The following is a 26,942-nucleotide window of genomic DNA, read 5'->3' as shown; positions in this document are numbered from 1 at the left end:
GAGTAATCCGACGCCCACCCCATCAGGGTCTATCAGTGCGGGACAACGGCGTGGCGTGAGAAGTCTGTCAATCTGTTTCGGGGAGGGCACGGGGTAGTCCGAAGCGGGACATAACGTCGGTGTTGAAGCAGGTGATGGCAGTGATGTGGTCGCCTGCGGCGGTGATGACCAAAAGGCTGTAAGCGCGGTAGACACTGGCGTGGGGGTGTGCCTGGTACAAGCCGAAGGCGGGCTGACCGTTGGCGCGGGTGGGTACCACGCGGTAGGTGAGGCCGGGGCGGAAGATGACGGCGGCGAAGACGTGCTGGGCTGCTTCGATGCCGCGGTATTCCAGCATGACCGGGGGCATGGAGAGTCTCACGTCGGTGACGAGCAGTTCGATCAGGGCGTCCAGGTCGGCGCGTTCCAGGGCGTCGGTGAGCCGGGCGACGAGCCGGTGTTCGGCGGCGATATCGGGTTGGCGTGCGGGCCTGCGGCTGCCGCTGCTGCTGGAGTCGGCGAGGTGTTTGTCGACGGTGGCGCGGGCGCGTTTGAGGGCGCTTTGAACCGATTCCTGGGTGGCATCGAGCATCTGGGCGACTTCGACGGCGTGGTATCCGAGGACGTCGCGCAGGACGAGCGCGGCGCGTTGGCGTGGGGACAGCATTTGTAGGGCGGTGATGAAGGCCAGGGAGATGGCCTCGGTGGTCTCGTAGCGTGCCTCCGGCCCGGGGCGCTGGTCGACGAAATGGTCGACCAGGACGTCGGGATAGGGTTCCAACCAGGCCGGGTCGCCGGCACCGGTGGGTTCGGGCAGGGGCGCTTCGGGCAGCGGGGGCGCGATGCGAGGGCGTCGGCTGTCGGCGCGCAACATGTCCAGGCACCGATTGGTCGCGATCTTGTAGAGCCAGGTCCGCAGCGAGGACCGCTGGCTGAACTCGCCGAGATTACGCCAGGCGGACACGAGGGTCTCCTGTAGTGCGTCCTCGGCGTCCTGCAGTGACCCGAGGATGCGGTAGCAATGCACCTGCAACTCATGGGAGTGGCCCTGGACCAGGTCGCGGAACGCGTTGTGGTCGCCGGTCCGAGCCCGAGTGATCAGGTCCGTCGTGTCCATCTCCATCGGCGTGCATCCTCGCATTTCTTCTTTCCGCAGGCCGCGTTCGACTTGCTTACTGATACTGACGCCGCCGGGCCCGCGAATTGGGCGATGTCTGCGCGCCCAATTCATGGCCGGGCTGGCGTCTACCTATTCAGAGGCGGTCCCAGCCCGGGGCACGCCCGGAGACAGAGCGGACCACAGATCATGTCGAAGTATGTTTTCTCCTACCGTGTGCCCTCGGACTACGCGCCCGGCGCCGAGACGCCGGCCGAGTGGCAGGCCTGGTTCGGCGGGATGGGCTCGGCCCTGGTGGATGTCGGCCACGCGGTGACCGATTACGCCTCGCTCGGCGAGGTCGGCGGCAGCGGCTCACGGGTGATCGGCTACTCGGTGGTGTCGGCCGAGGACATGGACGCCGCGCTGAAGCTGGCCAAGGACTGCCCGGCACTGCGGGTCGGCGGCGGAGTCGAGGTCGGCCCCGTAATGGCAGTCGCTGGGTCGTAAGCGACGCCATGACCGCATAAACGGCGCGGGGTCTAGACCAGTAAAGCCGACAACATTGTCAAAGGAGTACGGAAATGGGAAAGATCGTCATCAGCTCAAATGTCACACTCGATGGAGTGGTCCAAGACCCGGACGGTGAGGAGGGCTTCGGCCGGGGCGGCTGGTTCCATCAGTTCGTGGGGAGCAAAGACCTCGAACACTGGCAGGCCCGCGAGACGGAGGAAGCGCTGGGTGTCGAGGCGCTACTGCTGGGCAGGCGCAGCAGTGAGTGGTTCGCGTCCCGGATGTCGTCGGGCGATGGCGCGGCTGTCCGCGTAAGCCCTGAGTGGGCGGAGAGAATAAACAGCCTCCCCAAGTACGTCGTGTCGTCGACTCTCGAAGATCCTCAGTGGAGCAACGCCACGGTGCTGGGCGGCGAAGCGGTAAAGGAGATTTCGGAGCTGAAGCGGAAAGTGGACGGGGAAATCCTGGTCTACGGCAGCTATCAGCTCGTGCGCACACTGATAGAACAGAACCTGGCCGATGAACTGCGGCTGGTAGTTTTCCCGGTCGTGCTGGGAACCGGCCTGCGTATCTTCGACGAGACCAGCGACAAGAAGCCGCTGCAGCTGGTCAGTACACGAAAGATCGGTGACGGCCTGGTGTTCTACACCTACGAATTCGAGAAAAACTAAACCGATACGCTGCCCCTGCGCCACTCAGCGCAGGGGCAGCGCGCTGGGAAGCGATATCCCCAGCGGTAGTGCTCCAGCGGCAACCCGCATCGCCACATGCAGTGCGCGCTGCAACGGCCGCCGCAGGCGTCGCCGTCACGGACGCGGTCATCCTCGCCTTGGCAGCTGGACGGCCTCGACCCCACCATGGCGCTGCTTGGCACCAGGTCAGCTCGCCGGGTGCTGATGACGGTTGCCCGGAGTAAGCAGGTTGTCGACGGAGGCGAGGGCCACGACCTCGAGTGCTGTCGCCGTGAGATTCGGATCGACCGTGACCAGGGCATCGGCCTGTAGCCGAGTAACAGCGAGGTACTCGGCGTCTCGGAGGGTGTCCCAGTCGTGCTGCCGGGCGAGTTGCCACGCGGTGCGGCGGGACACCCGGTCACCGAGCAGCCGCATCTTGATCTCGGTCATTCGTTCGTGTGCCTTCAAGGCAGCCGCTTCGGTGCGCCTGCCCGCACGGACGTCCTGCAGTAGCAGTTGCAGCGCCTCCGACCTGATCGAGTTGGGCGCGACCAACTGGTGATTCGAATCGACCGAAAGCTCGGCATCAACGAGGTGCAGTAGCGTCTGAGCGTCGATCACGTAGCGAGTCATCGACCGAGCCTAGTCAGGGGCGTCGCGGGCATGAACCGAGCTGTCAGCGGCATTACAGTGCGTTCGTCGGTGGGGCGCTTGAGTTGCGCCAGGCGAGCCACGCCAGGAGACATCTCCTTCAGCGGTCATCTGGGACCGGTCACGAGACCCTGCTCGCGGATCCTTTGTGTCTCAAGTATTTTGGCGAGTCAAGGCAACTGCCACCTGGACCCTCGACTGAAGATTCAGTTTCGCAAGAATGCTGGACACATGCGACTGAACGGTGCGGGGTGACAAGAACATTGTCGTAGCGATGTCGGAATTGGAGCGCCCTTGTGCGACGAGATCGGCGACCTTGCGCTCGGTCGGCGTCAGCGCGGCCCATCCGGTTTTGGGGCGATTACGGGGTCCTCGGCGGCCGCGGCGAATGCCGCACTCGCGCAGACGGGCTTCGGCCCGCGCGATGTCCCATTCAGCATTCAGGCTGGTATATCGATCGATTGCGCTGTCCAGCGCGACCCTCGCCTCCTCGAGCTGTCCGGAGATGGCGCGGACTACAGCCAGGTTCTCATAGGCTTGCCCCTCGTGCCACGGTCGGCCCGCGCGCCGGAAGGACTGGGCTGCCTCGAACAGAAGCTCGGGACTGCCCTCGGCTAGCCCGCGGCACAGTGCCGCGGTGCCACGGCGGCTGTGCGTCGAGTAGCGCGCCTCTATCGCCTCCGCCGCCGTGGCGACCTTCCCGGCAATGTCGTTGCGCCCGATGATGATCGCGAGCCGCGCCACATCCGGATACATGTACCCAATCGTTGCCGCACACGGCTCGTAGGTGAATTCGCCGCAGGCATCGGCCAGCGTTTGCAGCGCCAGGTTCGGTAGACCCTGCGCTTCGTGTTCCAGCGCGCTGACCCAGGTACGCAGTTGGCGATCGCGATGGCCGCCGCCCACACAGTGATCCGGCACAGATGGCAGCTCCGCGTTGGTCAGCCTGCCGCGGTGGACGGCGACCAGGGCGCCGAGATGCTCTACCGCGGCTAAGTGGCCGAACACGTCTGGTGCCTCTCGGCAGGCCTGCAGATCGGCCAAGACGTCGTCCCACTTGCCATGCAGGAAATGTAAGCTCGCCATCTCCAACAGGTTCGAGGCCAGATGCAGACCGCCGGTGTGTGCGCTGTGTTGCACGGCTTGGCTGAGCACGTCCTCGGCGCCCTGATACTGGTCGAGTTCGGTCAGGCACCGACCACGCAGCTGATATGGGTCGAACGGCCACGGTTCCGTTCGTCCATCGTCGCCCATCTGGTAACCCTGCAGCAGTCTTTCGCCGAGTTCCTGCGCCTCGCCGAGAAATCCCTGGTTGAGCCGCAGCGATCCCAGCGTCGAGTAACCCAGCCCTGACGCAACGTAATCCGCGCAACTGTCGCCGATCGAAATGGCCCGTCCCGCAGCATCTTCGGCAGCATCGAATCGGTCGAGCAGAAGGAAGAATTGCCCGCAGAGCCCGTGAAAGCGGCCCTGCTGCTGAGCTGTCAGTCCCGACAGTGTGAGGGCGGATTCCGCTACTGCCAGCGCATTGGGCACCTGGCCCTGGACGAAGCAGGAGTGGGCAAGAAGCCACAACAACGTGCCGTGGGCCGGTCCGGCTCGATCGGCCGTTGCCGAGGGCTCCGCCAGTGCACGGCGCGCCGCCGTCTCGGCCTCGGCCGCATCACCATTACGCAGCAGGGCACGAATGTGCTGCAGCCGCAGGACATCAGCGCGTTCGACATCGATCCCAGGCGTCAGGCTCGCCTGCTCGAACAAGCTCACCGCATGCTCCGGGGTGCGCGCGATCATGATATCGGCAACCTCGATCATCCAGTCCAGACTCCGGCTGTCGAGGGGAGAATCACCAGCCAGCAGGTGGGCCGCGATCCGTTCGACGGGCGCTTCGGTCGACATCAGGATCTGTGCTGCTCGCTGCCGCAGGATTGAGCGTGTCGACGGGGGGAGTTGCCCGGCCAGCACCTGCCGGATCAGACCATGCCGGAACACCAGATCCATTCCTTGTCGAACAAGGATTCCTGCCTCAACGGCCGCACTGAGTACCTGCCACACATCGATGAGGGTGGCACCCAGTATCGAGGACAATTCGATCGCTTCGACTTCGGGCCCCAATGCCGCCGCCATAGGCAGGATCTGCCGCGACTGCGCTGGGAGGACGTCTAGTCTGCGCACGATCGCGTCGGTCAGCGAGCGGGGCAGACACAACGCTCCCGTTCCCAGTTCCTTGGAATCCCTTGATGCTGCCCTGATTTCGCCGAGCTCGATCAAGTTGGCCTGCATCAAGCCTGCTACCAGTTCGATAATGTAGGACGGATTGCCCGCAGCACCGGAAACGATGGCCGACAGATCGGGTCCGGGGGGAGAGCCGAGTGCGATTTCCACCAACTCGGCCACTTCTGCGTCATTCAACGCTCCGAGCCGTAGATGTTCGGCGCCCGATAACCTGAACTGGGCGAGGAGCCCTGTCAGGCCGCGATCCCGAGGCAATGGCCGAGCCGCGACGACGATCAAAAGTGGGATCTTGTAGACGATTTCGCCCAACCGCCGCAGCGCGAGCAGACTCGAGTGATCTGCCCATTGTGCGTCGTCCATGATCAGCACGGCGGGTCCCGCCGCACGAAGGTAGTCTTCGGCGGAGCCGAGTAGGTACTCGATGCCTGCCAGCTCCTGCCTGGCCTTGATCTGCTCGGTCACCGGGTCCTGGTGTACTGGTAGGGCTGGCTCCGAGAAACCCGATGACACGCTAACGGTGGACTGCCGTATGGATTTTATTGCGGACAACGGAATGTGTTGCTCTAGTTCGCACGCCGTGCCCAGCAGGACGTTTACACCTCGGGCCGCTGCCAGTTGAGTGGCGGCAGCCAACAGCGATGTTTTCCCGATGCCGGGCTCACCTTCGATGATCGCGATCGCCCCGCGCCCCGACCCGACGTCTTGGACCAGCGCTGAAAGCCGCTCGTATTCGGTTGTACGGCCGACCAGTTGGCCAATGAGCCTGGGCCGGGCCGACTTGACGTCGATCGGCTCCGGCGCCTCGTAAGCTCGTTGAGTTCGTGTCATTTCATCGCCTGAGAAGTGGTGCGCGGCAGCAGTTTTCGCGGGTGGTGGGGGCGGCCCGGTCGTCGTGCCTCCGGGATGCGCGGCGGGTGTCCGAACAAGGGGCCGACCTATGTGGCCCCAGATGGCGGATGTGTCGCGCTCGATGTTTCTCGATACCAACATCGCCCTCGAGGCCTGCTACTCGCTTGGAAAGCGTGGGCAGCAGCCTATGACCGTGGCGGTCAGTCCCGTCCGGCCTGGATCAGGGTTTCGGCGAGTTCGGCGGGATGGGTGGTCATCGAGTAGTGAGCACCCGGTGTGTGGAGGATTCGGCAGAGAGGTCCGAGCCGCTCGGCCCATTTCTCCCAGCCGTATTCGCCTGGCGGAAGGGCGATGTCGTTGACGGGGTTGACGTAGCTGGCCTTCACCTTTCCGCTGCCGATCATCTCGTAGAAGCTCGTGAGATCGAGCTTGTCCGTGAAGAAGGCAACGGGTACCGGCGTCATTGCGGCATACAGAGCCTCGGCATCGGTGAGGTCCATGTTGTTGCAGGCGCGTTCCCGGATCAGATCGAATGGGAGCAGGAGCCCGTGGGCGGGATCCACGATGCCGAAGACAGCGCTCGTCTCGGGCGGAAACTCGTCGGCTAGTGAGTTTCCGTTGGATACCGCAATGGAGCTCAGGAACACCACCCGCTTGATCCGCTCGGGGATCTGTTCGGCGGCTTTGGCGATGAAACTACCTGCGATCGAGTGGCCCACCAGCACAATGTGGGACAGGGAGTGGTCGCGCAGATATCCCACGAGCGAGGCGACTCCGTCGGCGTGAGTGAGATCCAACGCTGCTCCTCGGCCGTGTCCGGCGAGGGTTGGCGTGTGCACCGAGTGTCCGTGACCGCGCAGTTCGGATGCGACGTAATCCCAGGTGGCGCCAGTCTGAAATGCTCCGTGCACGAGCACAAACGTTATGTCTTGTGTCGAAGCCTCCGACGAAGCCTGTGATGTCGACATTGTGGATCGATCCTTCCTTGGTCACAAATGTTGCGGCACTAGCTGAGTAGTTGACTGGGTTGAATCCCGGCACAACCAGTTCGGCGGGATAGCGGCTCGGGCCGCAGATCCTGCTATTTCTCCACCTCGTAGGTCAGCTTGACGATCTTGGAGAAGGCCTTTACTGCTGCGAGTCTCAATTTGGCGTCCTGACCAGAGCGGAAGAAGAACTGTTTTCCGCTGCCAACCAGAAATGGGTAGATGGCGAGGTCGATAACATCGACCAGTTGCTTGCGCAGAAGCGTCTCGCCGAGCAGGCCGTGCCCCAGGACCAGCAGATTCCCCCCGTCCTGTTGCTTGAGCCGCGTCACCTCGGCGGTCACGTCGCCTCGCAGGATGGTCGGGTTGCCCCACTCGGCCTTCTTCAGTGTCGAGCTGAAGATGTACTTCGGGATCTCGCGAAGGCGGTCGGCCCACATCGGCTTGTGCGTGCGATCGCCGCCGTAGAGCTTGGCGAAGTCTTCGTAGACATGGCGGCCGAAAAGCAATGCGTCGCAGGCCCCGAGCAGACCGAGGCCGTCGCGAAGGTAGGCGTCATCCTGGTAATTGCCGACCCCCATCGCTACCGGGTCTTCGGTGACACCATCCGCCGAAACCAGAACGTATTCGATCACCTTCCGCATAGCACTGGTCCTCTGTTGACCGAGCTGCCGAGCCGAGTTCGGGCGCGGACGGCGGTTGTCCCGAGCTCGACGCTCATGACCGATCACCCACGGGCGCGGTGGCCGATGGTTCGAGTCGACCAGCTACATCGCTGGACGGCACCCCGTAGGTGAATACGAACTTGGACATGATGGTCCTCCTCCTCGTCGAACGCGCCGGTCCCGCACTGACGTCGTCGTGCTCGGTGCTCGGCTCGAACTGCTCGCGAATCGGCGAGCGAATGTATAGACACCGACGTCCCCGCAAATTGGCCGTCCGAGGGCGACCATTTTCTGGCACTGCCGGTGTCTACATGGAGTGGGTATCCAAGGTGTCAGGAGGAATGGTGGCGAATGGCGACTTGATGGCTCGGGCGCGTGCCGGCGACAGCGAAGCGTTCCGAGAGCTGACCCAACCGTATTGGTGGGAGTTGCAGGTGCACTGCTATCGGATGCTCGGGTCGTTCCAAGACGCCGAGGATGCGTTGCAGGACACGCTGCTGGCCGCCTGGGGAGGCCTTGCGGGATACGGCGAGCGTGCCTCGATCCGCACCTGGCTCTACCGGATTGCCACAACGCGGTGTCTCAACGCGCGACGGACGGCGAGCAGGCGTCCGGTCAAGGAGTGGGATGTGCCCGAAGTTACGCCCCCGCAGCCGACCCGGCTCGGCGAAGTCGTTTGGCTGCAACCCATCCCCGACGCTGCGCTTCCCGGTATTTCCGATCTGCCGCTCGGGCCCGAGGCCCGTTACGAGAGGAATGAATCAATCTCTCTGGCCTTCGTGACCGCGCTGCAGGCCTTGCCACCACGCCAAGTAGCCGTCCTCGTCTTGCGTGATGTGCTCGGATTCCACGCGGGAGAGGTCGCCGAGATGCTCGATACCACAGTCGATGCGGTCAACAGCGCGCTGAAAAGGGCGCGTGCCGGTTTGCAGCGCCATCGCGACAGTGTTGTGAATCGGGAGCCGGCGCCGCCCGCCGGCTCATCCGGCGAAGACGCGATCATTGCCCGATTCGTCCGGGCGTTCGAGGCCAACGATATCGACGCATTGGTAGCCCTGCTGACCGACGACGTCTTCATATCAATGCCGCCTTTGCCGTTCGAGTATGAGGGTCGAGAGGCGGTGGCCGGATTCTGGTCCGCAGTGTTCGCCGTGGGTCGACGGGTAGACCTCATCGCCACTCGGGCCAACGGTCAGCCTGCGTTCGGTACTTACTTGCACACGCCGAACGGTATCCGCCACGGCACCGGTCTTATCGTCCTGACGCTCAGCGCTGATCGGATCTGCGCCATGACACGCTTCGAAAACAATATGCTTCCGTGGTTCGGGCTCCCGCGCTCGCTCCGAAACGAATAGCAACCAAGCTGCTCAGGAGTTGCGACGACCGGCTCCCGGACCATTGAAGACTCCCGTCGTCAAACGACACCATCATCGGTCCTGGACCAGGAGCGCTCACATCATGCTGAATTGCGCACCGAGCATTTCCATCTCAACGAGACACTGGGAGCAGTCGCCGGAGCCGAGCGTCTCTATAAACCGGGATAGGCCAACATTGCCGAGGCTGGGTCGCCGCCGCGAGTGTGCGATGTCCTGATGCGCGATGGTGCGCTGCTTCCTCCGATCCGCGGTAGACGGCGTCGACGTTCGAAACACCGACCCGTTCATGGAATCTCCTGCAGCGCAGACGATCCGCCTCCCGCTCAGGTGTAGCTGGCTATACGCGGGAACACCATCGTGCGGTTGCAGCAGATGAATACATGGCCAGTTGTTGACGCCGTTCGGAACGCCCGCAGGGGCATCGAGTCCCCGCGACCGCTCCGAACGGAAGCTGTGTAATGGAACGAACGATTTCGTGGCTGGCGAGCTATCGCTGGATCAACCCGCGGCTCGGGCGCACAGGCATCCACTTCTGCGCCTTTGGGCCCTCGCCTGCGACAAGAAGCTGACGACACGAGATCGACGACATGAGATGCGGTCTCAACCGCAGTGCGTTGGTTCGGTAAAGAAGCCACCCATGCTTCTATCGGGGTTCAAAGCGTTTCCACCCCATCGAATACACTTCCCTGGTGCGTATTCCCGAGCGGGACCGGCATAGTAGCTGTAGTTGCCCGTATCGTTATCCGACGGGCCGCCAATTGCATCAGTGTTGGTAACTGTGAGGAATGCGGCGGTATTGGTCGGCTGGCCGAGAAAGGCGGTCTTCATGGTCACTACGCAGTCCGTGCTCCCATTGTAGGAAAGATAGACGACTGCACCGGGCAGGGTTTGCTGATCGAGCGGCCAATATCCTGATCCACAAATTTGCGCTGCGCTCGAGGCTGAGGCGGCAGCGTGTGCGGACCCTGCGGGAAGCAGCGACAGAGTCGATGCAGCCAGGAAAGCAGCTGCAAAATAGGGAGTCTTTTTCATAAGAGAAGACTGTCTTTCATATTTCGTACGGCGTAGGACTGAACCCGATGATACGAAGTTGCTGTTGCATTCGGGGAGATATTCCCAACAATGGGGATAGATCGTCGCAGGTGCATGACCCCCCTTGCCTGCTGGCGACTGCCACGCAGGGGCGGTGCGGTGTGAACGACCACTCGTGTGCCAATTGCTCTGGCAGGCAACGTGATTGCTTCTCAGGCCCCAAACTCCTGCTGACTTGGACGCGTCGCAGTGTGCTGCCCAACAGCGGAACCGCGATACCGCGCCCATTGTGATCGGTTCCCGCAATCTGCCCGCACCTGGCGATGTTGACGATCGCCAAGGCCAAGTCCTCGGAACTGGCGTTTCCCTCGCCTGGCGCGGTGTCGGCGGGGGCGGTGTCGCCAGGACCTGGTGGCGTCAACGGACAGCTGAGTCGGAGAATTGTATGGGAGCCACGCTGTCGAAACATCCGCTATGTAGCGGAAGTTGATGAAGACCCGAGCGGATTTCAGTATCATGAGAATCGCCGATCGTGCTCGCCTGCGCATTGAGATGCCTTCCCATCATTGGTAAATGAGCGCCTTCTGTGGTGAATTCGCGGCTATTCTCAGCTCCGACGGCGTCGGCTCCGAATCGCATGCGGTAGTCGGTCCATTCGAGCGACCCGCATAAGATTTCGCTGAAATTTGGAGTACTGAAAATATCGGAAATAGTGTCGGAATTGGACGTTCCCAACGAGCAGGACATCGTCCTGCCGTCAGTTGCCGTACGCAAGCGTCGAATGCCATTCGGCAGTGGTCCACAGAAGAGGCCACGGATGGGGCACATCGAATTTCTTAATTGTCTCCTCTGTATTGGGGTCTGGCGCGGACCGGAAGCCTCGTTGGATTGGAAATGACGGTTGCGTCGCCGGAGTGGCTCAGCGACGCGCTTGCGACCGATCGACTCGACATCGGCCCGATCAGCACGTTCGAGTTCCTTCGGCATGCCGACGATCTGACCGCGTTCTCGGGTATTGCAGTCGGCTGCAACGGGCCGGTGATGTCGTGTCTGATCATCAGCACAGTGCCGGTGCAGGATCTGGAGGGTGCGACGGTCGCGCTCGGAAATACCAGCCGTACGTCAGTGCAGTTGGCGCAACTCTTGCTGCGTGAAGCCGTCGGGGTCCGATGCCGGTATGTGACATGTTCGCCGGACGTGGAGGCGATGCTGCGGGTCGCGTCGGCCGCGGTGATCATCGGCGATGTTGCCTTGAGCGCGGCCGGTGAAGCGGCCCGCCGGGGCCGTTATGTCTATGACCTCGGCCAGATGTGGCATGACTGGACGGGTTTACCGTTCGTATTCGCGGTTGTCGCCGCGCGACGGTCTTTCCTGGACCGCCATGCCGAGGTCGTTCACACAGTCCATCGTGACCTGCTCACCGCACGCGACGTGGCGCTCGAGGAGATCGACGAGATCTGCTGTGAGGTTGCTCTGTGGGAGACGGTGGACGAAGCAACGTTGCGTCGTTACTACACGGCTGCACTGGACTTTTCGTTCGACCAGCGGCAGCGTGATGGCGTCGCTGAGTTTGCCCGTCGGGTCGGCGGTTCCGCCGCCGGTTTCGCCCCAGATGTGCAATTTCGCGTTTTCGAGTTGGAACAGCCGTCCTGCCGCTCACATCCGGCGCCATACCCGCTTGTGTGAGATCGCATGTTCGGCCATGGACAGCGCGGCGTGCACCCGACCCACACCCGGGTTGCCGCGCAGCTGACTGGCGGTCGCGCCGATCAATCGGTTATGCGCCGCATTCCCGGAGCAACGATCGCAGGACCTCGCTGGCGCCAGGCGTAGTACCTCTAGTCACCGCTCACAGGAGCGCGCCCCGGTACGGTTCGCCACCAGCCATGATCGTGGTCTGCTGTTGCTCATCGCTGGCGATCGACCAGGACGTGGCAGCACGTCAACTGCCCGCACACAGCTCAGCGATTCCGGCGGGTGTTGCCGTGCGTGTCCAGGATCCGACCGCGAAACCGTCACCGAAGCCAGTTTACGAATCGAAGCTCAGTGAGATGGCGGATGTTTGGAAGCAATGAATTACCTAGCTTGGACACGTCTTAGAGTCAACGACTGATTGCAGCCGCAGACATAGGCGGAGATTAGTAATTAAATGTCGGTTCAAATCGAAGGCGCACCCATGACGGTGAGAGTTCCATCGGACTATCCGGTCTGGTTGGCGGATATGATCAGTCGGTACCTTCCGAAGGCTGACGAAGACGCCATACGGAGGTTGGCAGGTGCCTGGCGTCAGAGCTCGGACAGGCTTGCGCGGATTGCCCATGAACTCAATACCAGCGTTGTCGCCGATGAGGTTCTGCTTGAAGGATTTGGGGACGTCCGTGAGACAAACACGTTGTGCGTCAGTGCGTCTCGCCAGCATTCGAACATCGCTGAGCGTTTACATGAAGCGGCTGCAATGATCGAGTATGCAAAAAAGTCGATCATTGCAACTGCAGACATGGTGCGCATCAGCATTGCTGATGATCCAGACAAAGTGGGTAATTCAATCAAGGCCTCGGTGCGGGCTGGTGCCGAGGAAGCGATGGTGAAGATCTCGCGAGAACTTGTTTCGAAACTGCAGGAACTCGATTTCGCCGGATTGCCGCCCTGATCTGCAAACGGTCGTACATGCTGCAACTGGCCTGTCCTCAGTGAATGCGACCACTCGGCAGTCCTTGTTGGCCATGGTCGGGGCGGGAAGAGACACTGGCGGACATGGCACGACGTAAGCGGTGTTCCGCAGAGGACATCGTGCGGGAGTTGGCACCGTGCCGACTAGTTGGCCGCCGCCGGGCAGACGAGTGAGCAGATCGCCGCTGAGCTGGGAGTTCACTGGCGACGTGGTCGCTGGCATCTATTCGGCGTCAGATCGCCCGCGGCTTCAGTCAAGGTCCAGCCGTTTCGCCAGCGGCGTCAACCGGCCCTGAATTACGGCTCGCGCCCGCAACCGTTGACTCCGCCCGATGAAGCCGCGCCGCGACCCGCGCGAACAACTCCTCCAGCGCAGCCGGTCCACGCGGCCAGATTCTCATGAACCAGGACGAAACCTCATGCTAGTCAAGAGCATCACGAGGCGACGTTAGAGTGCTAAGGGCGAAACAGCAAGCCGCAACGCGAGTTCCAGCCGCTGATATCGGCAGCGCTCCATGTGACCGGCTCGTCACCGATCGCGAGGTCGATGACGTGTTGAGATCCGGGATCGTCGAGAGGATCGGCCTCTAAACTCTTGCTCCAGCCGAACGGCACGAGATGGACGTGTATGCCATATTCCCTCAGGTGCTTCGCCAGTTGTGACAGAGCATCCATGGTCTCGATGGCGGGGGAGGGCGGATACTCACGGACGGTCGTCCATGTAGCTGAGCCATGGACGAAGCCGTCGATGACTGTGATCGCTGCGTCGGCTTCGCGGACAATCTGGTGAACCATCGCTGCGGCTTTTTCGGCCAGCATAATATCTCCGCGTTCCAGTCCGACTCTGACAAGAAGACAGTCGGAGAATCCTGTGGACGAGGACAAGGGACCTGGCTCGAACTCTGCTGCGTCTGGGTCAGTGGCTGTGAAGGTAACCGTGTATTCGACTGTGTGACAGCGGGTGCAGTAGATACGCATTCGCTTGGCCCTTTACTGCGAGTGAGTCAGAGATGCGGTCAATTCCGAGTGTTTTTGTCGAGGCCGCTGGACGACAGGATCGCGATGCCGACCGATCGACTCCGGCGACCTTGCCTGGGCGATGTCGGAGTCATCCAAACGCCCTGCCACTGGCAACAATTCATCGGTCGCCGGGGTCCCGTCCGAAGTTGAAGGGGCCGAGACCGAATCGTTCTGGGTCGACGACGGACATGCGAACCTCCGCTGTCTCGGTGAAATGCGCCTTCGGAAAGGCGCCATTCAGTTTTCCTGCGACTCCAATGATGGCTTTGGGAGCCGTATCCGAAACTCTAGAGTGACGGCAGCGCAATTGCTGGTGTCGCGGCGGACAGAATTGGTACTGTTTGCGACATGGAAGTCGCGGTCTTCGTCGTCGATGGAGTGGCCGATTTCGGATTCGCCGCTGTGCTCGAGACATTCAATATGGCCAATGCCGTACTGAACGACCTGGAATGCCCGCCGGCACCTTGGCACGTCCAGACGGTGTCACTTGGTCACAGCGTTCGGTCAGGTCACGGACACCTGATACCGACCACATCACTGAACGAGCTGAGCACCGAAATCGATGTGATGATTGTGCCCGCGGTCGGCGTCCTCGATGCCGAGGCCCTGATCGGTCTGGTCTCGGCCCCCGCGAGTCGCCCTATCCTGGAACGGATTTCGGCTACACGGCAGAACGGAGCACACCTTGCCGCCGCGTGTACCGGAACATTCTTCCTGGCCGAGGCGGGTGTATTGGACGGCCTACAGGCGACCACGAGTTGGTGGCTCGGCCCCACATTTCGGCGTAGATATCCGAGAGTTGATGTGCATGAAGGCCTGACGCTGTGCCGCGCGAGTGGAGTGACCACCGCGGGAGCGGTATTGTCGCATCTTGACCTTGCGCTGTCGCTGATCGTTGGGGTAAGTCCCGCGGTGGGGGAGTTGGTCGCGAGATATATGACGGTCGGCAGCCCAAGGACACAAATCGAGTTCGCGATACCAGAGGTAATCGCCCGAGGCGACTCGCTGGTGGCTTCGTTCGAGCGCTGGGTGCGCGACCGCATGGCCGATCAGTTCTCGATCGCTGAGGCGGCCAAGGCTCTTGGCGTTACCCCTCGCAGTCTGCAACGCGCGACCCAGGCCGAGCTGGGCATGTCCCCAAGAGATTTCCTCGATGAGATTCGGTTGGAGCGAGCAACGCGCCTGTTGCGGACGACGTCTCTGACAGTGGGCGCGATTGCAACCAAGGTTGGTTACCTCAACGCCGGCACGCTGCGCGCACTCTTTCGGCGACGTCGTAGTCGGACGATCGCCGAAGTACGTACCTCTGAGACATATTGGCAGCCCACGTCCGTGCAGTAACGGGCGACGCGAAGCGGTGCCGGCTGCCAGCGTGAAGGTTCTGGCGCGGAAAGGCTTGAGAAACGGCGGCCGACACACCCGGCACCCGGCGGGCGACCCGAGCGAGACTTCCATCAGCGCAGCAACTTCGGCATCAGTCGTTTTCAATCGCTCGCAGAGACTGACTGTCTAGTAGGTCAGATTCTGGAATGCTGCTGTCGTCGGAAGTCGACCGTATCGGCGCCTGGTATGGGCCGATCTTCGTGCTCGAGGGTCACGAATCACATTGTGGAGCTGGTGATTTCATCGGTAGCGACGGGCGTGAGTCCCATCAGCAGATGTGTCGCCGTCGTCTGCAGAATGTCGAGGTCGCCGTATAGCCGCGAGACGAGCATCGCGCCTTCAAGAGAGCCGATGATGACGTGCGCCCGCTCCTGCGGCGATCCGGCGAAGGCGAGTGTGCCTTCTCTCCTGCCCTGCGTCAGAACTTCGCAGAGCCATGCTTCGTTCCGGTCGAAGAAGTGAATCACCGACCTCTGCATCGGATCGGACAACGTCGTGTACTCGGCGGCGAGCATGCCGCACAAGCACATTCGTTGTTCGCGCAGGACGCCGATATACAGGCTCGCATAGTATTCGAGCCGCTGGGGAGCGCCTTGCGTGTCGACGGCCGACAGTGCCTCGAAGAAGCGGTGCTCATACCGTCGGATGAGTGCGAGGCCGAGTTCCGCCTTGCCTGGAAAGTGATAGTGCAAAGCGGGTTTGGAGATCGACAGTTCGGCGGCGATGTCCGCGTAGCTGAATCCGTTGAACCCACGACTCTGCACGAGCCGTTCGGCTGCGTCGAGGATGTGCGACCTGGTGCTGCTGTCGCCGCTCACGGAGCGTGGCGTCATCGTCGGTTACCTCTTGACTATCGGGCGAGTACTGATGAGAATCTGACCTACTGATAAATCAGCATACCTCCAGCGGGATCAGAAGCGACACAGGTCCTTTCCGATTCGGGCATAGAAAGTCGCAATGGTGTCGCAGCGCCATCAATGCCAGTGCGAGGCACCTGGACGCTTGGCATGTCAGCTGCGATTCCGTTCGACCGCGAAGCTCAGCGTTGTACATGCCGCTCGGAGGTTGTGGTCGCGAACCGAAGTGAACCGAGCAGGAAGAGGGTGAGGCTGCCGATGTCGGTGGGGTAGAGACTCCGATCGAATTGTCCTCTCCACCCGTCACATTCACGTGACCGTGATGTCTCCACAGATCGCGGCCGCGGAAAGCTCCGGGGTTGCCCACAGACAGCCCCGTTTCGCCCACAAGAAGATGACTTGGCCTCTCGATTCCCAGGCAGCAGACATGACGAAAATGCACTTCGAGACCGCGTCGCAGGTCGAACCGATGAGACAGTCCGACCTCGGCGTGTCTCGCGAATCCACTCGGAAGCACGGACTGATCGGTCGTAAGGAGGAACTCGCCCGGATCGACCGCTGTCTGCGAAAAACGATGGCGGGGCGTGGCGGGATTGTCATTCTCGAAGGCGAACCGGGCATCGGCAAGACTGCGCTGCTCTCGGCAGCCGCGCGATTGGCGGCCACGTGCGGTGTGAAAATTCTCCGCGGCGAAGCCAAAGAGCTCGAACAGCGCATACCGTTCGCCGCTCTGAGTGTCATCGCGGCGGCGTCGGGAGAGCGCGCCCTAGTAACTGTACGACCGGACGTGAACCCCGATAGCGTGGCGATCGGTCAAGAGATGGCGATGGTCGAGTCCTTGGTCACGGCCTTCAAGGACAGTTGCATATCGGGGCCGACAGTGTTGATCTTGGACGATGTGCACTGGGCCGATCCGGCGAGTCTGCTCACGTTGCAGCGTCTAGGTGAATCTATTGGCGAGCTTTCGCTTTCGATAATTCTCGCGGTTCGGCCGCTACCGCGCGATAACAGTCTGTCATCCCTGCTCGGTCAATTCGAGTCGTGGGGTGCGGAGCAGTTGCGGCTCGGTCCGATGAACGACGCGGAAGTGGCCGTGTTAGTGGAAGACTCGGTCGGCTTGCCCGCCGGACCGCGGTTGTCCGCCGCCGTTTCGGGTGCTGCCGGAAATCCGCTGTACGTCATCGAACTGGTGGCTGGATTGATGCAGGCCGGCTTGATCGAGCTCGGCGAGATCACCCCCGACCCAGCGGCATTCAAGGCAGAAGGGCCTGGTGAAATACGGCTGCCTGAATCGCTGACCGATGCGATTGTGCGCAGGCTGGATTATCTACCCGCGCAGTCGCGGCAAGTTCTCCCTATGGCGGCGGCCTTGGGGCCAGGTGTCGAGGCGATTGAGCTGTCGTCGGTGCTCGGAGCGGCACTCATCGACGTGTGGAATGTCATCAGTGTGGCGGTCGAGGCGGGAATTCTCGTTCGTGCCGGTTCGGACTTGATATTCCGGCACGATCTGATCCGCCGAGTTCTGGCCGATCAACTCCCGCCCTCGACACGCGCGACCCTGCAGTTGCGGGCGGCGCGTGTCTTGATGTCGATGGACGCGCCGGTCGAGCGCGTCGCGACCTATCTGCTGGCAGGCGATGCGCCGCTGGATAATGCCAGTCTGGACTGGCTGATCGAAGTTGCGGAGAGACTGACCGTTCGCGCTCCGGAGCTGGCAGTAGGTCTGCTCGATCGGGCCATCGGGTCGCCTGCACTGGACACAGCACGCTGCGATGTGCTGCGGCTGTGGCACGTCAGGGCACTGTTGTGGAGCGGAAATCCCGGCAAGGCCGAGGCAGTAGCGCGGCGGACATTGTCGGACGATGCCGCCTCGGCAGGGCGGGAACCAGCGGCCAGCCATCAGCTTCACTGGCTGTTGGCTCATGCGTGCTTCGCCCAAGGAAACGTGGCCGCTGCCGTCGCTGTTGTCGAATCCGTCCTCGCCCGGCCTGGTCTCACGCCATTACAATATGGCCAGTATCAGGGGTTCCGCGCCTTGTCCTATCTGCTTCTCAGGCGCCGAGATATCGTCGAAGAGGCTTCGGCATTGGCGATTTCGACTGGCGAAGCCTGCGCGGATCCCATCGCGTGGGGACTCGGTGCCTTTGCGCTTGGCCTACTGCGGTATCACCAGGGATTTCTCGGTGAAGCGCAGGAACTCGGCAATCGGCTGGTTCGAAGCTACGAACACAGTGGCCGCCGGCGACTTTCCCATATCGATCCGTACTCGCTGAGCGGTCGATGCCTGACCGAGCTCGACCAGTACGCGGCGGCAGAGAAGACGTTCACACTGGCAATTCGATTGAGCGAAAGTACCTCCGGAATATATCTCGGGTCCATTCGGCTGGATTTGGCGCGCATGCATTACTTGGAAGGCCGCTGGGACGACGCCATTGCCGATGTACGAGTCTGCCAGGACGGACCGGACATCTTCGGATACGCCGCGGCCGCCGAGTGCTTTGTCGCTCTCGTTGCAGTGCGCCGTGGCGCCTTCACCGGTGTTCCCGCGTCACTGCCCACACCAGACGACCGGCTGGGCAGTCGCAATTCTCGGCATTTGCGTCCCTGGGTCCATGCGCTGGTCTGCGAGGCCCAAGGCCGTCCGGATCAGGCGCTGGAAGCGGTCTCGGACATTTGCGATGAACTCGTCGAACCGGCGGCTTCGGTCGCGGTGTATCCGCTGTATCCGGATCTGGCACGGCTGGCAGTTGTGGCCAACAGGCTCGATATTGCCGGCAAGGTCGCTGCCGCCGCGGAAGCGCTGGAAGCGCGTTACTTCACACACAGTCGCCATGCGACTGCGGTGTTGTGCCGTGGGCTGGCTCAGAGCAATGTCGAACTGGTCGCCGAGTCCGCAGAGTCATTTCGGCGCGCCGGTCGGCCCTGGTATGAAGGGCAGGCCAACGAAAACCTTGCGGTATTGCTGGCGAGCAATGGCCGACTGGACGAGGCTCGGTCGGCACTGGAAAGGGCGATCGAACTGTACTCCCGCTTCGAGGCCGAATGGGACATTGCTCGGGCCGAGGCACGTCTACGCGATTTCGGGATACGCCGCGGCCGCCGCGGGCCCCGCAACCGGCCCAAGTCAGGCTGGGAAGCGCTGACGCCAACCGAGAGGAAGGTGGTCGCGCTGGTGGCGCAGGGACGGTCGAATTCCGACATCGCGACGAGGATGTTCCTGTCCCCGCGCACTGTGCAGTCACACGTCTCGAGCATTCTGACGAAGCTGAATTTGAAGTCGCGGGTCCAGGTGGCGATCGGTTTAGCTGGGCAGAGTTCGTCATAAGCCCGACTAACCGCGAATATGTGGGTGGATTGATCCGGGGGATAGGGCCGATCGTGTTCGAGCCACCAGACGATCAAATTATATGAATCGAGATCGCCTGCGACGCAAGCCCGCCCACGCAGGTGCCCGCCCCACTCTGTAGTGCAGGCGACAGCTCTCAGCAAGTAAGCGGTCGATTCCGTTGATCGGGCGGCAGTAATACGCTCGCAACGGCAATAGCGCAGGCGAGCCCGGCCGCCAGCAAGAAGACCAAATCATAACGAGTAGCGACGGCGGAAATGGAGTTCCCGGCTCCCCGCGCCAATTTGGTTCCGGCGGCAGCGGAGAGTACAGCCAGGCCGATCGAGCCGCCCACTTGATTGCCAGTGGTTGCGAGGCCGCCGACAACCCCGGCGTCGCTGTCGAGGGCATCGACCGTCGCCGTAGCCATAAGTGTTGGAAAAGTCAGCCCGATGCCGACCGCGACGAGCACCGTCGGGCCGAGTACGGCGAAGAGGTAGCCACTAGCGGTGTCGGCTTGGGAGAGGCAGCCGAAACCAATTAGGAGACAGCCACATCCGGTTAGCACCAGCGGGCGCGGCCCTGTTCGCGGCAGGAGCGTCGCAGCCGCTCGCGCGACGATGAGGAATGTCATCGCGGCCGGTGTTTGCCCGAGTCCGGCGCGAAGTGCGTTGTAGCCGAGCACGTTCTGCAGGAACAGCGGCGTGAAACACCACATTGCGATGGAAATTCCGCCGAGCAGCGCCAGCATGCCGACCCCGACGGCTACTCGCCGGATTCGGAGGAGCCGCGAGGGCATCAGGGGCTGGGCTGCAAAGCGCGCCTCTGCTACGGCAAAAACCGTGAGCAGCAGGAGCCCCGCTCCGATCGAACCAAGTACTCGGGGCGAAGTCCAGACATCGTCGGCGGTCTGCATCGCTCCGTATATCAGAGCGGCCAATCCTGCCGTTCCCGTGATCGCGCCGCTGAGGTCGAGCGATTCACTCCGGCGGGTTTGTTTGTCGGACAATGTAATTGACGCCAGTACGATCAGCACGGCGCCGATCGGCACATTGATCAGGAACACCCACCGCCACGATAGGCCAGTCGTGATGGCTCCACCCGCGAGCGCGCCCATCATCCCGCCCACGCCGCCCGCAGCAGACCAGATTCCGAAAGCCCTCGCCCGCGTACGCTTTTCGGTGAATCTGGTGTTGACGACCGCCAATGTCGCCGGTGCCATCATCGCCGCACCCACGCCCTGTACGACGCGTGCTGTCACCAGTATCTGTGGCGCGCCCGCCAGACCACCGGTCAGACTCGACACTGTGAACAAGGCCAACCCGCCGATCAGCATCCGACGTTGGCTGAACAGATCGGTGGCTCGGCCTGCCAGCAACATGAATCCGGCGACGGTGATCAGGTAGCCGTCGACCACCCAGGCCAAACCGGTGGCGGTGAAACCGAGATCGTGTTGGATCGTCGCCAACGCGATGTTCACGATGGACCCGTCGAGGATGACCATGAACTGGCTGACGGAAACCAGCGCCAGAACCATCCGCATGTGATTGGTGCGTGGATCGGCCTGGTTATCGAGTTCGACAGGGGTGTCGTTGGATTGGTACAAGCTTGGTCACCTGAGCTGGCCGGAAAGGCGGAACACCTCGCTCGTCGGGATGCCTAGGCGCTGTGACCACGCCACGGCTTCATCCAGAGACGGGGAGTCGTCGATCAGCCGAGCGGCGGCGAGAGCGGCGGGGAGTTTTCCTTGGTCCAGGAGGGTTTCCCACTGATATGGCCGAAGCGCCAAATAGCGTAGTTCTGGCAGATCGGCCAGCACTTTCAAGTCCCGGACCTCGGCCTTCGAGAGGTCCAAGCTGCGAAGGGTCGCAACGGTGCGCAGCGGGGTGATATCGACAGAGGCCATGGTCTCCACGGCCAAGGACGTAAGGGTGGCATGTCCGTCGAGATCGCCGAGATCTGCATTGGCCAAGTTGATGCGCAGCGATTCAATAGGCAGATGCCGAATCGGAGCGAGGTCTCGAACGGGGCACCACGCACACAGGCTCCGCAGGTTCGGTGCGGCAGCCAGCGGGGCCAGATCGATCACGGTCGAGCCGCTGAGGGTGACCAGCTGAACGGTCGGTGTGACATCGTCGAGGATCTCGGTTCCGCCTGGGAGTAGCTTGGGACCGATCTCGTAGTCGGGGGCCGAGATGGAGATCGTACCGGATCGATATACCTCGAACTGTTCCAGCTCGAGCGCAGTCAGATAGTGGCTCAGCAACGAGGTTACCGAATCGGCGACATAGGCTGGGCCGTCGGAATAATCACGACCAGTGAGGATGATCTGGCCAGGGTGACCGTGACGGGCCGGAGCCATGTCCACCGCCATGTAGTTGCCGGTCAGGTCCGCGCCGATCGGTATCCACCGGGGATGGCCTCCGCAGCGTCGAACAGTTTCTGGCGGCTGGGCATCGCAAACGACCCAATCCCAGGCCAGATCCCAGCCGATCCGCTTTGTCATGGTCGCGTATAGGTCTCGTTCCTCCTCGAGAGTCGCCACAACCATTTCGAGTGGCATCCACGCTTTGCCGCCGAACAAACTCCCTGTGTCGATTTCCATTTCGCCGTCGGCGAATAAGTACAACGCCCGCAGGTCAGCGGGTAGCGGTCCACCGATGCGGCGCTCGGCGGCCGCGAGCGCTGCTGCCGATACCGGCGGTCGTAGTTGATCGGGTCGCCCCAAGATCGTCGCACGGCGTCGCAGGTACTCGTGCAATCGTTCGACTGCGAGCTCGGGATCGCCTTGTGCATCGGATGCCCCAGCCTCCTGCCCGTCACCGGGCCACGGCATTTCATACGTGGGATCAATTATCGCCAGGTATCCAGGTGATAAGCCGAGGGTCCGTACGACGCCATGCCGCACCGCAACCAATCGGTATTCGCCCGTCGGACCACAAGTAAGTGTGATCGTTGCTTCGTCCAAGTCGGCAGATCCCCTCAACTCCGCCACAATTGCCCGCATATCTTTTTGCATAATCCACAACGACTCCAATGAGTCTTCACCAAGGTATGGCACCGATCGACCGCCCACCACATAAGACACCGAGGTCGAGGTCACGAAGTTGTTCATTGCATTGCATTCCGATACGGCTTCCGTCCATCCCGCAGGCGCATTCGCGATCATGCTGTCGACGGCTCGTTGCATAGCGGACTCGATCAAGATGGTGCTCTCCTGCATTTGATGGGGCGCTCGGAATCACGGTGACCACATGCCGTGCGGCTACCCAAAGTCGCTGGTGGTGCAGACAGTCGCCCTGGAACTCCGCACAGCGTAACGATGCCGGGGCAGACCGAATATCCGCCATAGGGCCTATATTCGTACGACGTGTCCGGAGAAATACGCCGACAGTAGGGTTTTCGCTTCGACCAGTCACCGGTCTCATCGAGGAGCAGATGCGGCGTGGGGCCGCCTGAGCGGACGACGAGGCGCTGGCTCACCTGTCGCCGGCGCACAGCGAGAACATTAACTATCTTCGGCGCGATCGAGGTCGACATCGACGCCGAGCTGGCCCAGCTCGGGCCGACCGGCTATCGGCTCCTACGCAAGCGCGACACACTGTTCTGATATCCGACGGTCACGGTCCTGCTTGACATGCAGCCGTGGCCGTTTCGAACCGAGCGCTATGCGGCTGGAAGAGTGCGTTCTTTACTGTTCAAGACGCAGACGGCCAGCCGACGGATAGCAAAGAACCCATATTGGCTGCGGTTCCTGCTGGGCCAGGTCAGTTGCAGTGCGACGGGCCGCCGCCACCGGAGGTGTACTGGTCGGTGCCGTACCAGTAGATGCAGGTGTGTGGGGCATACCAGTAGACAGGGCCTGCGTAGTACGAGTACGAATCGAAGTCGACGCTCATATTGTTGTGCACACCGTGCGACGGAAACGGCAGGTTCGTCGCGAGCCCAGTACCTACCCCTGCGCCCAGGGGTGTCCGCGTTCCGATTTGCTGTGTCTTCCACGTGACAACGCAGTCGGTGGAGCCGTTGTACATCAACCAGATAGTCGCGATCGTCAGGTCCTCATGGTCGATCGCGTAATACCCTGCGCCGCAAGTTGCTTCAGGTGATGAGGCCGCTGCTGCGAGCCCACCCGTCGCCACGGATGCGGCGAAGGTGACAGTTGCGGCGACGGCAAGCCGCGTCAGGAACTTCAGAAATCGCACTCGTATTTCCTTGTCTCACAATGCATGCGTCAGGTGCGGGTCGTTTGTTTGGAAGCGTGACATACCCCGGGCGATGTTCCCTGCAATGTTCCCTCGGCTGGGAAGATCCACAAGATCAACACTACCTCGCCACCACCGGAAGGATCCGCACCGATAATCTCGGGTAATGCCGTCCTCCGAGGTGAAGTCCACAGGGTAACCGGTTTGTAGCAAGGCCCAGTGGACATCCAGCATTGCCGGGTAGGCCGGGCGCATTGCTGCTAAGAAATAACCCCGGAGTTCGTTGGGATCGTCGGTCGCGGTTCCCGGGCTGGCCGGGGGGCTTTCCGTGTTCTTGTGGTTTTTGGCCGTTCTGGCTCAACTTCAGATTCTGGTGAACTCGACGATTTTCAGCGTGTTTCGCGAAGAGGCCATTCCTCGGTGAGGTTGAATACGGCTAGTGCCTACCAGGGCCCGAGCGGTTGTCGATCGATGCGCCTGCGCTGTGCTCGCGCAGCAGGATCTCGCGCCACCAGGTCTTCTCTAATTCTGGCATCTCGACGGCTTCGAACTCGCGCATCTTGTTCGCCCCCTCAGTGACGGCTCGGAGGATCTGCCGGTCGGCTCCGGTGAGCTCCGGCCATCCGGCGGCGCGAGCCGCCTCAGCGTTGGCCGCGTTGATGGCTTCGCGTGTGCCAATGGCCCATAGGGCGCCAATCGGATCCTTAACCAGCGATGAATGGTTCGCTGCATGAACGACTTTCTTGGCTACACGGTAGGTAGTGATCAGCCCCGCATTCCAACATAGCCTGACAGCGCTCCGACCGGGCAGGACGGCCCGCGTGGCTTTTGCTGCTTAACAGTGGATGCTGTTGGTGTCGTTCGCCAGTGCTGTCGGGCCATTGTCACGGCAGATAAGCGCTAGTCGTCATGCACAGATACTGGGTGGTATGGGGCGAGACCTTCGGCACTCCGGCAGCTAATGCGATGCGCCGCACACCACTTCAACCACGGCCACAAGCTCAGCGGCTCAGCGTGATTGCGGCGCGATTCGGACAGAAACAGCCCATCCCGAGCCCGGCTCATCATCGACCGATGCCGCAGATTCTGCGAGACGGTGTTCGCCGGTAGGCCGTCCTCACGCCATAGGGATCGTCGGGTCGACGATCGCCTCGATGCCTGCCACGCGGTCGCTGCGGATGGTGAGCACGAGCATGCCGTACAGCACGCGGTCGCGGTATGCCAGGACGCCCACGGTTGCGGGCGCCGGGTGCGACACCAGCGTTGCGCCGGATCCGAAGTAGCTGAGCAGGTTCGACGCCACGGCCGTCGCGCCGTGTGTGTCGGGCGGCGTGGGCAGCGAGCCCGCGACGAAGGTCGCCGATCCCCAGGCGTCCGGGGCCAGCACGGTCAGCAGGGCGTTGAGGTCGCCGCCGGAGCAGGCCGCGATGAACTTGTCCAGGACGGCTCGATGCGTCGATGCCGCAGCATGGTCGACCGCGTCGGATGCGGGGTCGACCTCGACGACCGCGCCTTCGGCCGCTGCGATCGTGGTTCCTGCTGCGGCCGCGGTGATCTTCGTACGCGCCCGCCGCGCCAGCTGCCTGCACGTACCCACTGGACGGCCCAGGATGGCCGCGATCTGTTCGAAGGGCAACGCGAACACGTCGTGCAGGATGAACGCCACTCGTTCGGGCGGATTCAGTCGCAGCAGCACCATCGCCAGTGCCGACTGGACGTGATCGTCCAGCGTGACCCGGTCCGCCGGGTCGATGCCCGGCGAGACCACCGAGTTCAACAGCTCAGGGTCGCCTGGTTGCTCGCGCCGGGCCCGGGCACTGCCCATCAGGTCCAGGCACAGGCGACCGGTCACCACGGTCAGCCAGCCGCGGACGTTGCCCAGTTCGTCCCTGCGGGCGCGCGAGAGGCGCAGAAACGCCTCCTGTGCAACGTCTTCCGCCTCCGCGATGTCACCGAGCATTCGGAACGCCAGGTCCACCACGAAGGAGCGATGCGCATCCCACAGCGCGGTGAACTGGTCGCCATAAGTCTCCACACCGATTACGACGCAACTGCGGGGCGAAAAGTTACCGATCCGGCGCGGTAACTTTCCCGCCGCCGACTCCGTCATAGTGCCGACCCGCAAAACAACTGAGCACCATGCGAGGAGACCTCATGTCCCGCAGTTCGAGCCGACTGACCGTGATCGCAGCCCTGGCGTTGGCTGGCCTCGTGACTGCCCCGGTACCGGCCGGAGCGGATTCGACCGCGTCCTCCGAAACGACCGGATTCGTCGAAAAGTACCTGGGCACATGGAATTACGACCAGCCGGACCACGTCACCAGAACCAACATCGCCACCATGGACCTGTTCGGATACCGGCCCGACATTCCGCAGATCGGCACCATTACCTTCACCCGCGGTGCCGACGGCGAGGTCCTCGGCCATACCGATCAGGGCTGCACCTGGCATTTCCGGCCCGCTGGCGACGCTCTGGAAATGACTTCTACCACCCAGTACTGCTTCAACAACGTGATCGGATCCGGCTACAACATCGACCGCTGGCGCGTCACCGTCGATCATGGCGTCGAGCGAGAAACCCTGCACGCCAACAGCTATCTCGGCCCGGGGACCTTCGGCTTCGATCTGGTCGACGGCCGCCGCACCAATGCCGCGGCAGGTACCCAGGCCGACACCGCGTGGCGCTTCAGCGGTACCTGGACCTTCGACCGCGCGCCCTTCCCTATCAACGCCGCCACCAACTCCTACTTCATTCCCCTGCCGTTCACGCCCGCCGTCATGTCCGGGCCGGTCACCTTCACTCCGGCGGCGGACAGCACCGTCACCGCGCATACAGCCGACGGCTGCGACTGGACCTTCGACGCCCACGGGAACACCGCCGAGCTGTCTCCGGCCACGCAGACCTGCGGCGCAACTACCCTGACGTTCTGGTCGATCGCCAACGACGTGGGACATCAAACCGCCGTCCTGGCAGGACAGGATCACAGCACCCCGTTCATGATGACCTCGGGCTCCCTGACCAGGAAGAACTGGCCATAGTGTCGGCGGGAATTCGCCTTGATAGGCAACGCGAACCCGACCACAACTCGCATTGGCAGGCGGCTCGACCGCCGAGCAGACAACTCTCGACATCTGTGCAGATCAATCCAGTCCCTCGATCAAGTGCGGCTGATCGGTCGAGGGTGCGAGATAGCCGCGCCAGCGGCCGGAATGCGCGAGGGAGCCGACCAGCAGGTGTGCGGTCGTGCCCCACCCCCATGACGCCGGTGGATTCGGCAGATCGACCCAGTCCCATTGGGTTTCACCGCCAGGCAGGTGTTCGATGACCGCGCTGGTGACCGCGCAAGCTGAACTTCCCCACTGACGCTCACCAAAATTCCCCATTTGTCCCGTGTGGCTCCGCCGTGAAGGGCGGGCCTCCTTCGATGC

General features: G+C 62.3%; 21 protein-coding genes and 2 pseudogenes. 9 read left to right on the top strand and 14 right to left on the bottom strand.

Going from position 1 to position 26,942, the window contains the following annotated elements:
- Positions 1-67: 67 nt before the first annotated feature.
- Positions 68-1,102, bottom strand: coding sequence for an RNA polymerase subunit sigma-70 (locus NA5_RS37450; RefSeq protein ID WP_084484717.1), 1,035 nt, complete (start codon positions 1,100-1,102; stop codon positions 68-70).
- Positions 1,103-1,285: 183 nt separating this feature from the next.
- On the opposite strand from NA5_RS37450, the gene NA5_RS37445 reads away from it, so the two are divergent.
- Together NA5_RS37445 and NA5_RS37440 are read left to right on the top strand one after the other, a co-directional pair.
- Positions 1,286-1,585, top strand: coding sequence for a YciI family protein (locus NA5_RS37445; RefSeq protein WP_062993777.1), 300 nt, complete (start codon positions 1,286-1,288; stop codon positions 1,583-1,585).
- A gap of 74 nt (positions 1,586-1,659) precedes the next feature.
- Positions 1,660-2,259: a dihydrofolate reductase family protein gene (locus NA5_RS37440; protein WP_062993776.1), complete on the top strand. Its 600-nt coding sequence runs from the start codon at positions 1,660-1,662 to the stop codon at positions 2,257-2,259.
- A gap of 207 nt (positions 2,260-2,466) precedes the next feature.
- On the opposite strand, the gene NA5_RS37435 is transcribed toward NA5_RS37440, so the two are convergent.
- The 4 genes from NA5_RS37435 to NA5_RS37420 all read right to left on the bottom strand — a co-directional run bounded on the left by NA5_RS37435 (position 2,467) and on the right by NA5_RS37420 (position 7,624).
- Positions 2,467-2,895 (bottom strand): type II toxin-antitoxin system VapC family toxin, encoded by a 429-nt coding sequence (locus tag NA5_RS37435; protein WP_062993775.1) that lies wholly within the window; start codon positions 2,893-2,895, stop codon positions 2,467-2,469.
- A 171-nt stretch (positions 2,896-3,066) separates the two neighbouring features.
- A complete protein-coding gene (locus NA5_RS37430; RefSeq protein WP_084484714.1) occupies positions 3,067-6,135 on the bottom strand; it encodes a helix-turn-helix transcriptional regulator in 3,069 nt (1,022 codons plus the stop codon).
- 59 nt (positions 6,136-6,194) lie between these two features.
- A complete protein-coding gene (locus NA5_RS37425; protein WP_169811420.1) occupies positions 6,195-6,905 on the bottom strand; it encodes an alpha/beta fold hydrolase in 711 nt (236 codons plus the stop codon).
- Between the two features lie 170 nt (positions 6,906-7,075).
- Positions 7,076-7,624, bottom strand: coding sequence for a dihydrofolate reductase family protein (locus tag NA5_RS37420; RefSeq protein ID WP_062993772.1), 549 nt, complete (start codon positions 7,622-7,624; stop codon positions 7,076-7,078).
- 365 nt (positions 7,625-7,989) lie between these two features.
- Between NA5_RS37420 and NA5_RS37415 the strand changes: the two genes are divergently transcribed.
- Complete coding sequence (locus NA5_RS37415) at positions 7,990-9,000, top strand: RNA polymerase subunit sigma-70 (protein WP_157110865.1); 1,011 nt, start codon at positions 7,990-7,992, stop codon at positions 8,998-9,000.
- 621 nt (positions 9,001-9,621) lie between these two features.
- Here the strand turns inward: NA5_RS37415 and NA5_RS41050 are convergent.
- A complete protein-coding gene (locus tag NA5_RS41050) occupies positions 9,622-10,053 on the bottom strand; it encodes a hypothetical protein (protein WP_157110864.1) in 432 nt (143 codons plus the stop codon).
- Between the two features lie 894 nt (positions 10,054-10,947).
- On the opposite strand from NA5_RS41050, the gene NA5_RS37405 reads away from it, so the two are divergent.
- Positions 10,948-11,739 carry a menaquinone biosynthetic enzyme MqnA/MqnD family protein gene (locus NA5_RS37405; protein WP_245672652.1) on the top strand — a complete coding sequence of 264 codons (792 nt, stop codon included), beginning with the start codon at positions 10,948-10,950 and terminating at the stop codon, positions 11,737-11,739.
- A gap of 490 nt (positions 11,740-12,229) precedes the next feature.
- The gene (locus NA5_RS41045) at positions 12,230-12,703 is read left to right on the top strand and encodes a hypothetical protein (RefSeq protein ID WP_157110863.1); all 474 of its coding nucleotides are present in this window, start codon (positions 12,230-12,232) and stop codon (positions 12,701-12,703) included.
- A gap of 476 nt (positions 12,704-13,179) precedes the next feature.
- Here the strand turns inward: NA5_RS41045 and NA5_RS37390 are convergent, their stop codons facing one another.
- The gene (locus NA5_RS37390) at positions 13,180-13,542 is read right to left on the bottom strand and encodes a hypothetical protein (RefSeq protein WP_062993767.1); all 363 of its coding nucleotides are present in this window, start codon (positions 13,540-13,542) and stop codon (positions 13,180-13,182) included.
- Positions 13,543-14,091: 549 nt separating this feature from the next.
- Between NA5_RS37390 and NA5_RS37385 the strand changes: the two genes are divergently transcribed.
- The gene (locus tag NA5_RS37385; protein WP_062993766.1) at positions 14,092-15,084 is read left to right on the top strand and encodes a GlxA family transcriptional regulator; all 993 of its coding nucleotides are present in this window, start codon (positions 14,092-14,094) and stop codon (positions 15,082-15,084) included.
- A gap of 260 nt (positions 15,085-15,344) precedes the next feature.
- On the opposite strand, the gene NA5_RS37380 is transcribed toward NA5_RS37385, so the two are convergent.
- Positions 15,345-15,959 carry a TetR/AcrR family transcriptional regulator gene (locus NA5_RS37380; RefSeq protein WP_063813814.1) on the bottom strand — a complete coding sequence of 205 codons (615 nt, stop codon included), beginning with the start codon at positions 15,957-15,959 and terminating at the stop codon, positions 15,345-15,347.
- A 493-nt stretch (positions 15,960-16,452) separates the two neighbouring features.
- Between NA5_RS37380 and NA5_RS37375 the strand changes: the two genes are divergently transcribed.
- The gene (locus tag NA5_RS37375; protein WP_169811419.1) at positions 16,453-19,308 is read left to right on the top strand and encodes a helix-turn-helix transcriptional regulator; all 2,856 of its coding nucleotides are present in this window, start codon (positions 16,453-16,455) and stop codon (positions 19,306-19,308) included.
- Between the two features lie 157 nt (positions 19,309-19,465).
- Here NA5_RS37375 and NA5_RS37370 read toward each other — a convergent pair whose 3' ends face one another.
- On the bottom strand, positions 19,466-20,845 hold the full coding sequence (locus NA5_RS37370; RefSeq protein ID WP_245672651.1) for an MFS transporter: 1,380 nt from the start codon (positions 20,843-20,845) through the stop codon (positions 19,466-19,468).
- 75 nt (positions 20,846-20,920) lie between these two features.
- Positions 20,921-22,531: an SMI1/KNR4 family protein gene (locus NA5_RS37365; protein ID WP_062993763.1), complete on the bottom strand. Its 1,611-nt coding sequence runs from the start codon at positions 22,529-22,531 to the stop codon at positions 20,921-20,923.
- A gap of 197 nt (positions 22,532-22,728) precedes the next feature.
- On the opposite strand from NA5_RS37365, the pseudogene NA5_RS43420 reads away from it, so the two are divergent.
- A pseudogene (locus NA5_RS43420) lies at positions 22,729-22,918 on the top strand (hypothetical protein); the annotation flags it as partial.
- A gap of 157 nt (positions 22,919-23,075) precedes the next feature.
- Here NA5_RS43420 and NA5_RS37360 read toward each other — a convergent pair.
- The 3 genes from NA5_RS37360 to NA5_RS37355 form a co-directional block, all read right to left on the bottom strand.
- Positions 23,076-23,513 (bottom strand): hypothetical protein, encoded by a 438-nt coding sequence (locus NA5_RS37360; RefSeq protein WP_157110861.1) that lies wholly within the window; start codon positions 23,511-23,513, stop codon positions 23,076-23,078.
- A gap of 436 nt (positions 23,514-23,949) precedes the next feature.
- On the bottom strand, positions 23,950-24,072 hold the full coding sequence (locus tag NA5_RS42965; protein ID WP_281201787.1) for a hypothetical protein: 123 nt from the start codon (positions 24,070-24,072) through the stop codon (positions 23,950-23,952).
- A 558-nt stretch (positions 24,073-24,630) separates the two neighbouring features.
- Complete coding sequence (locus NA5_RS37355; RefSeq protein WP_245672650.1) at positions 24,631-25,548, bottom strand: sigma-70 family RNA polymerase sigma factor; 918 nt, start codon at positions 25,546-25,548, stop codon at positions 24,631-24,633.
- Positions 25,549-25,667: 119 nt separating this feature from the next.
- Here NA5_RS37355 and NA5_RS37350 point away from each other — a divergent pair, with 119 nt between their 5' ends.
- A complete protein-coding gene (locus tag NA5_RS37350) occupies positions 25,668-26,552 on the top strand; it encodes a hypothetical protein (protein ID WP_157110860.1) in 885 nt (294 codons plus the stop codon).
- Between the two features lie 105 nt (positions 26,553-26,657).
- Here NA5_RS37350 and NA5_RS37345 read toward each other — a convergent pair.
- Positions 26,658-26,846, bottom strand: a pseudogene (locus NA5_RS37345) (IS21 family transposase); the annotation flags it as partial.
- Positions 26,847-26,942: the final 96 nt, after the last annotated feature.

Source organism: Nocardia anaemiae NBRC 100462 (assembly GCF_001612725.1).
Lineage (GTDB): Bacteria > Actinomycetota > Actinomycetes > Mycobacteriales > Mycobacteriaceae > Nocardia > Nocardia anaemiae.
Note: the sequence above shows the minus strand (reverse complement) of the source record. Positions and strands in the feature narration are given on the sequence as shown.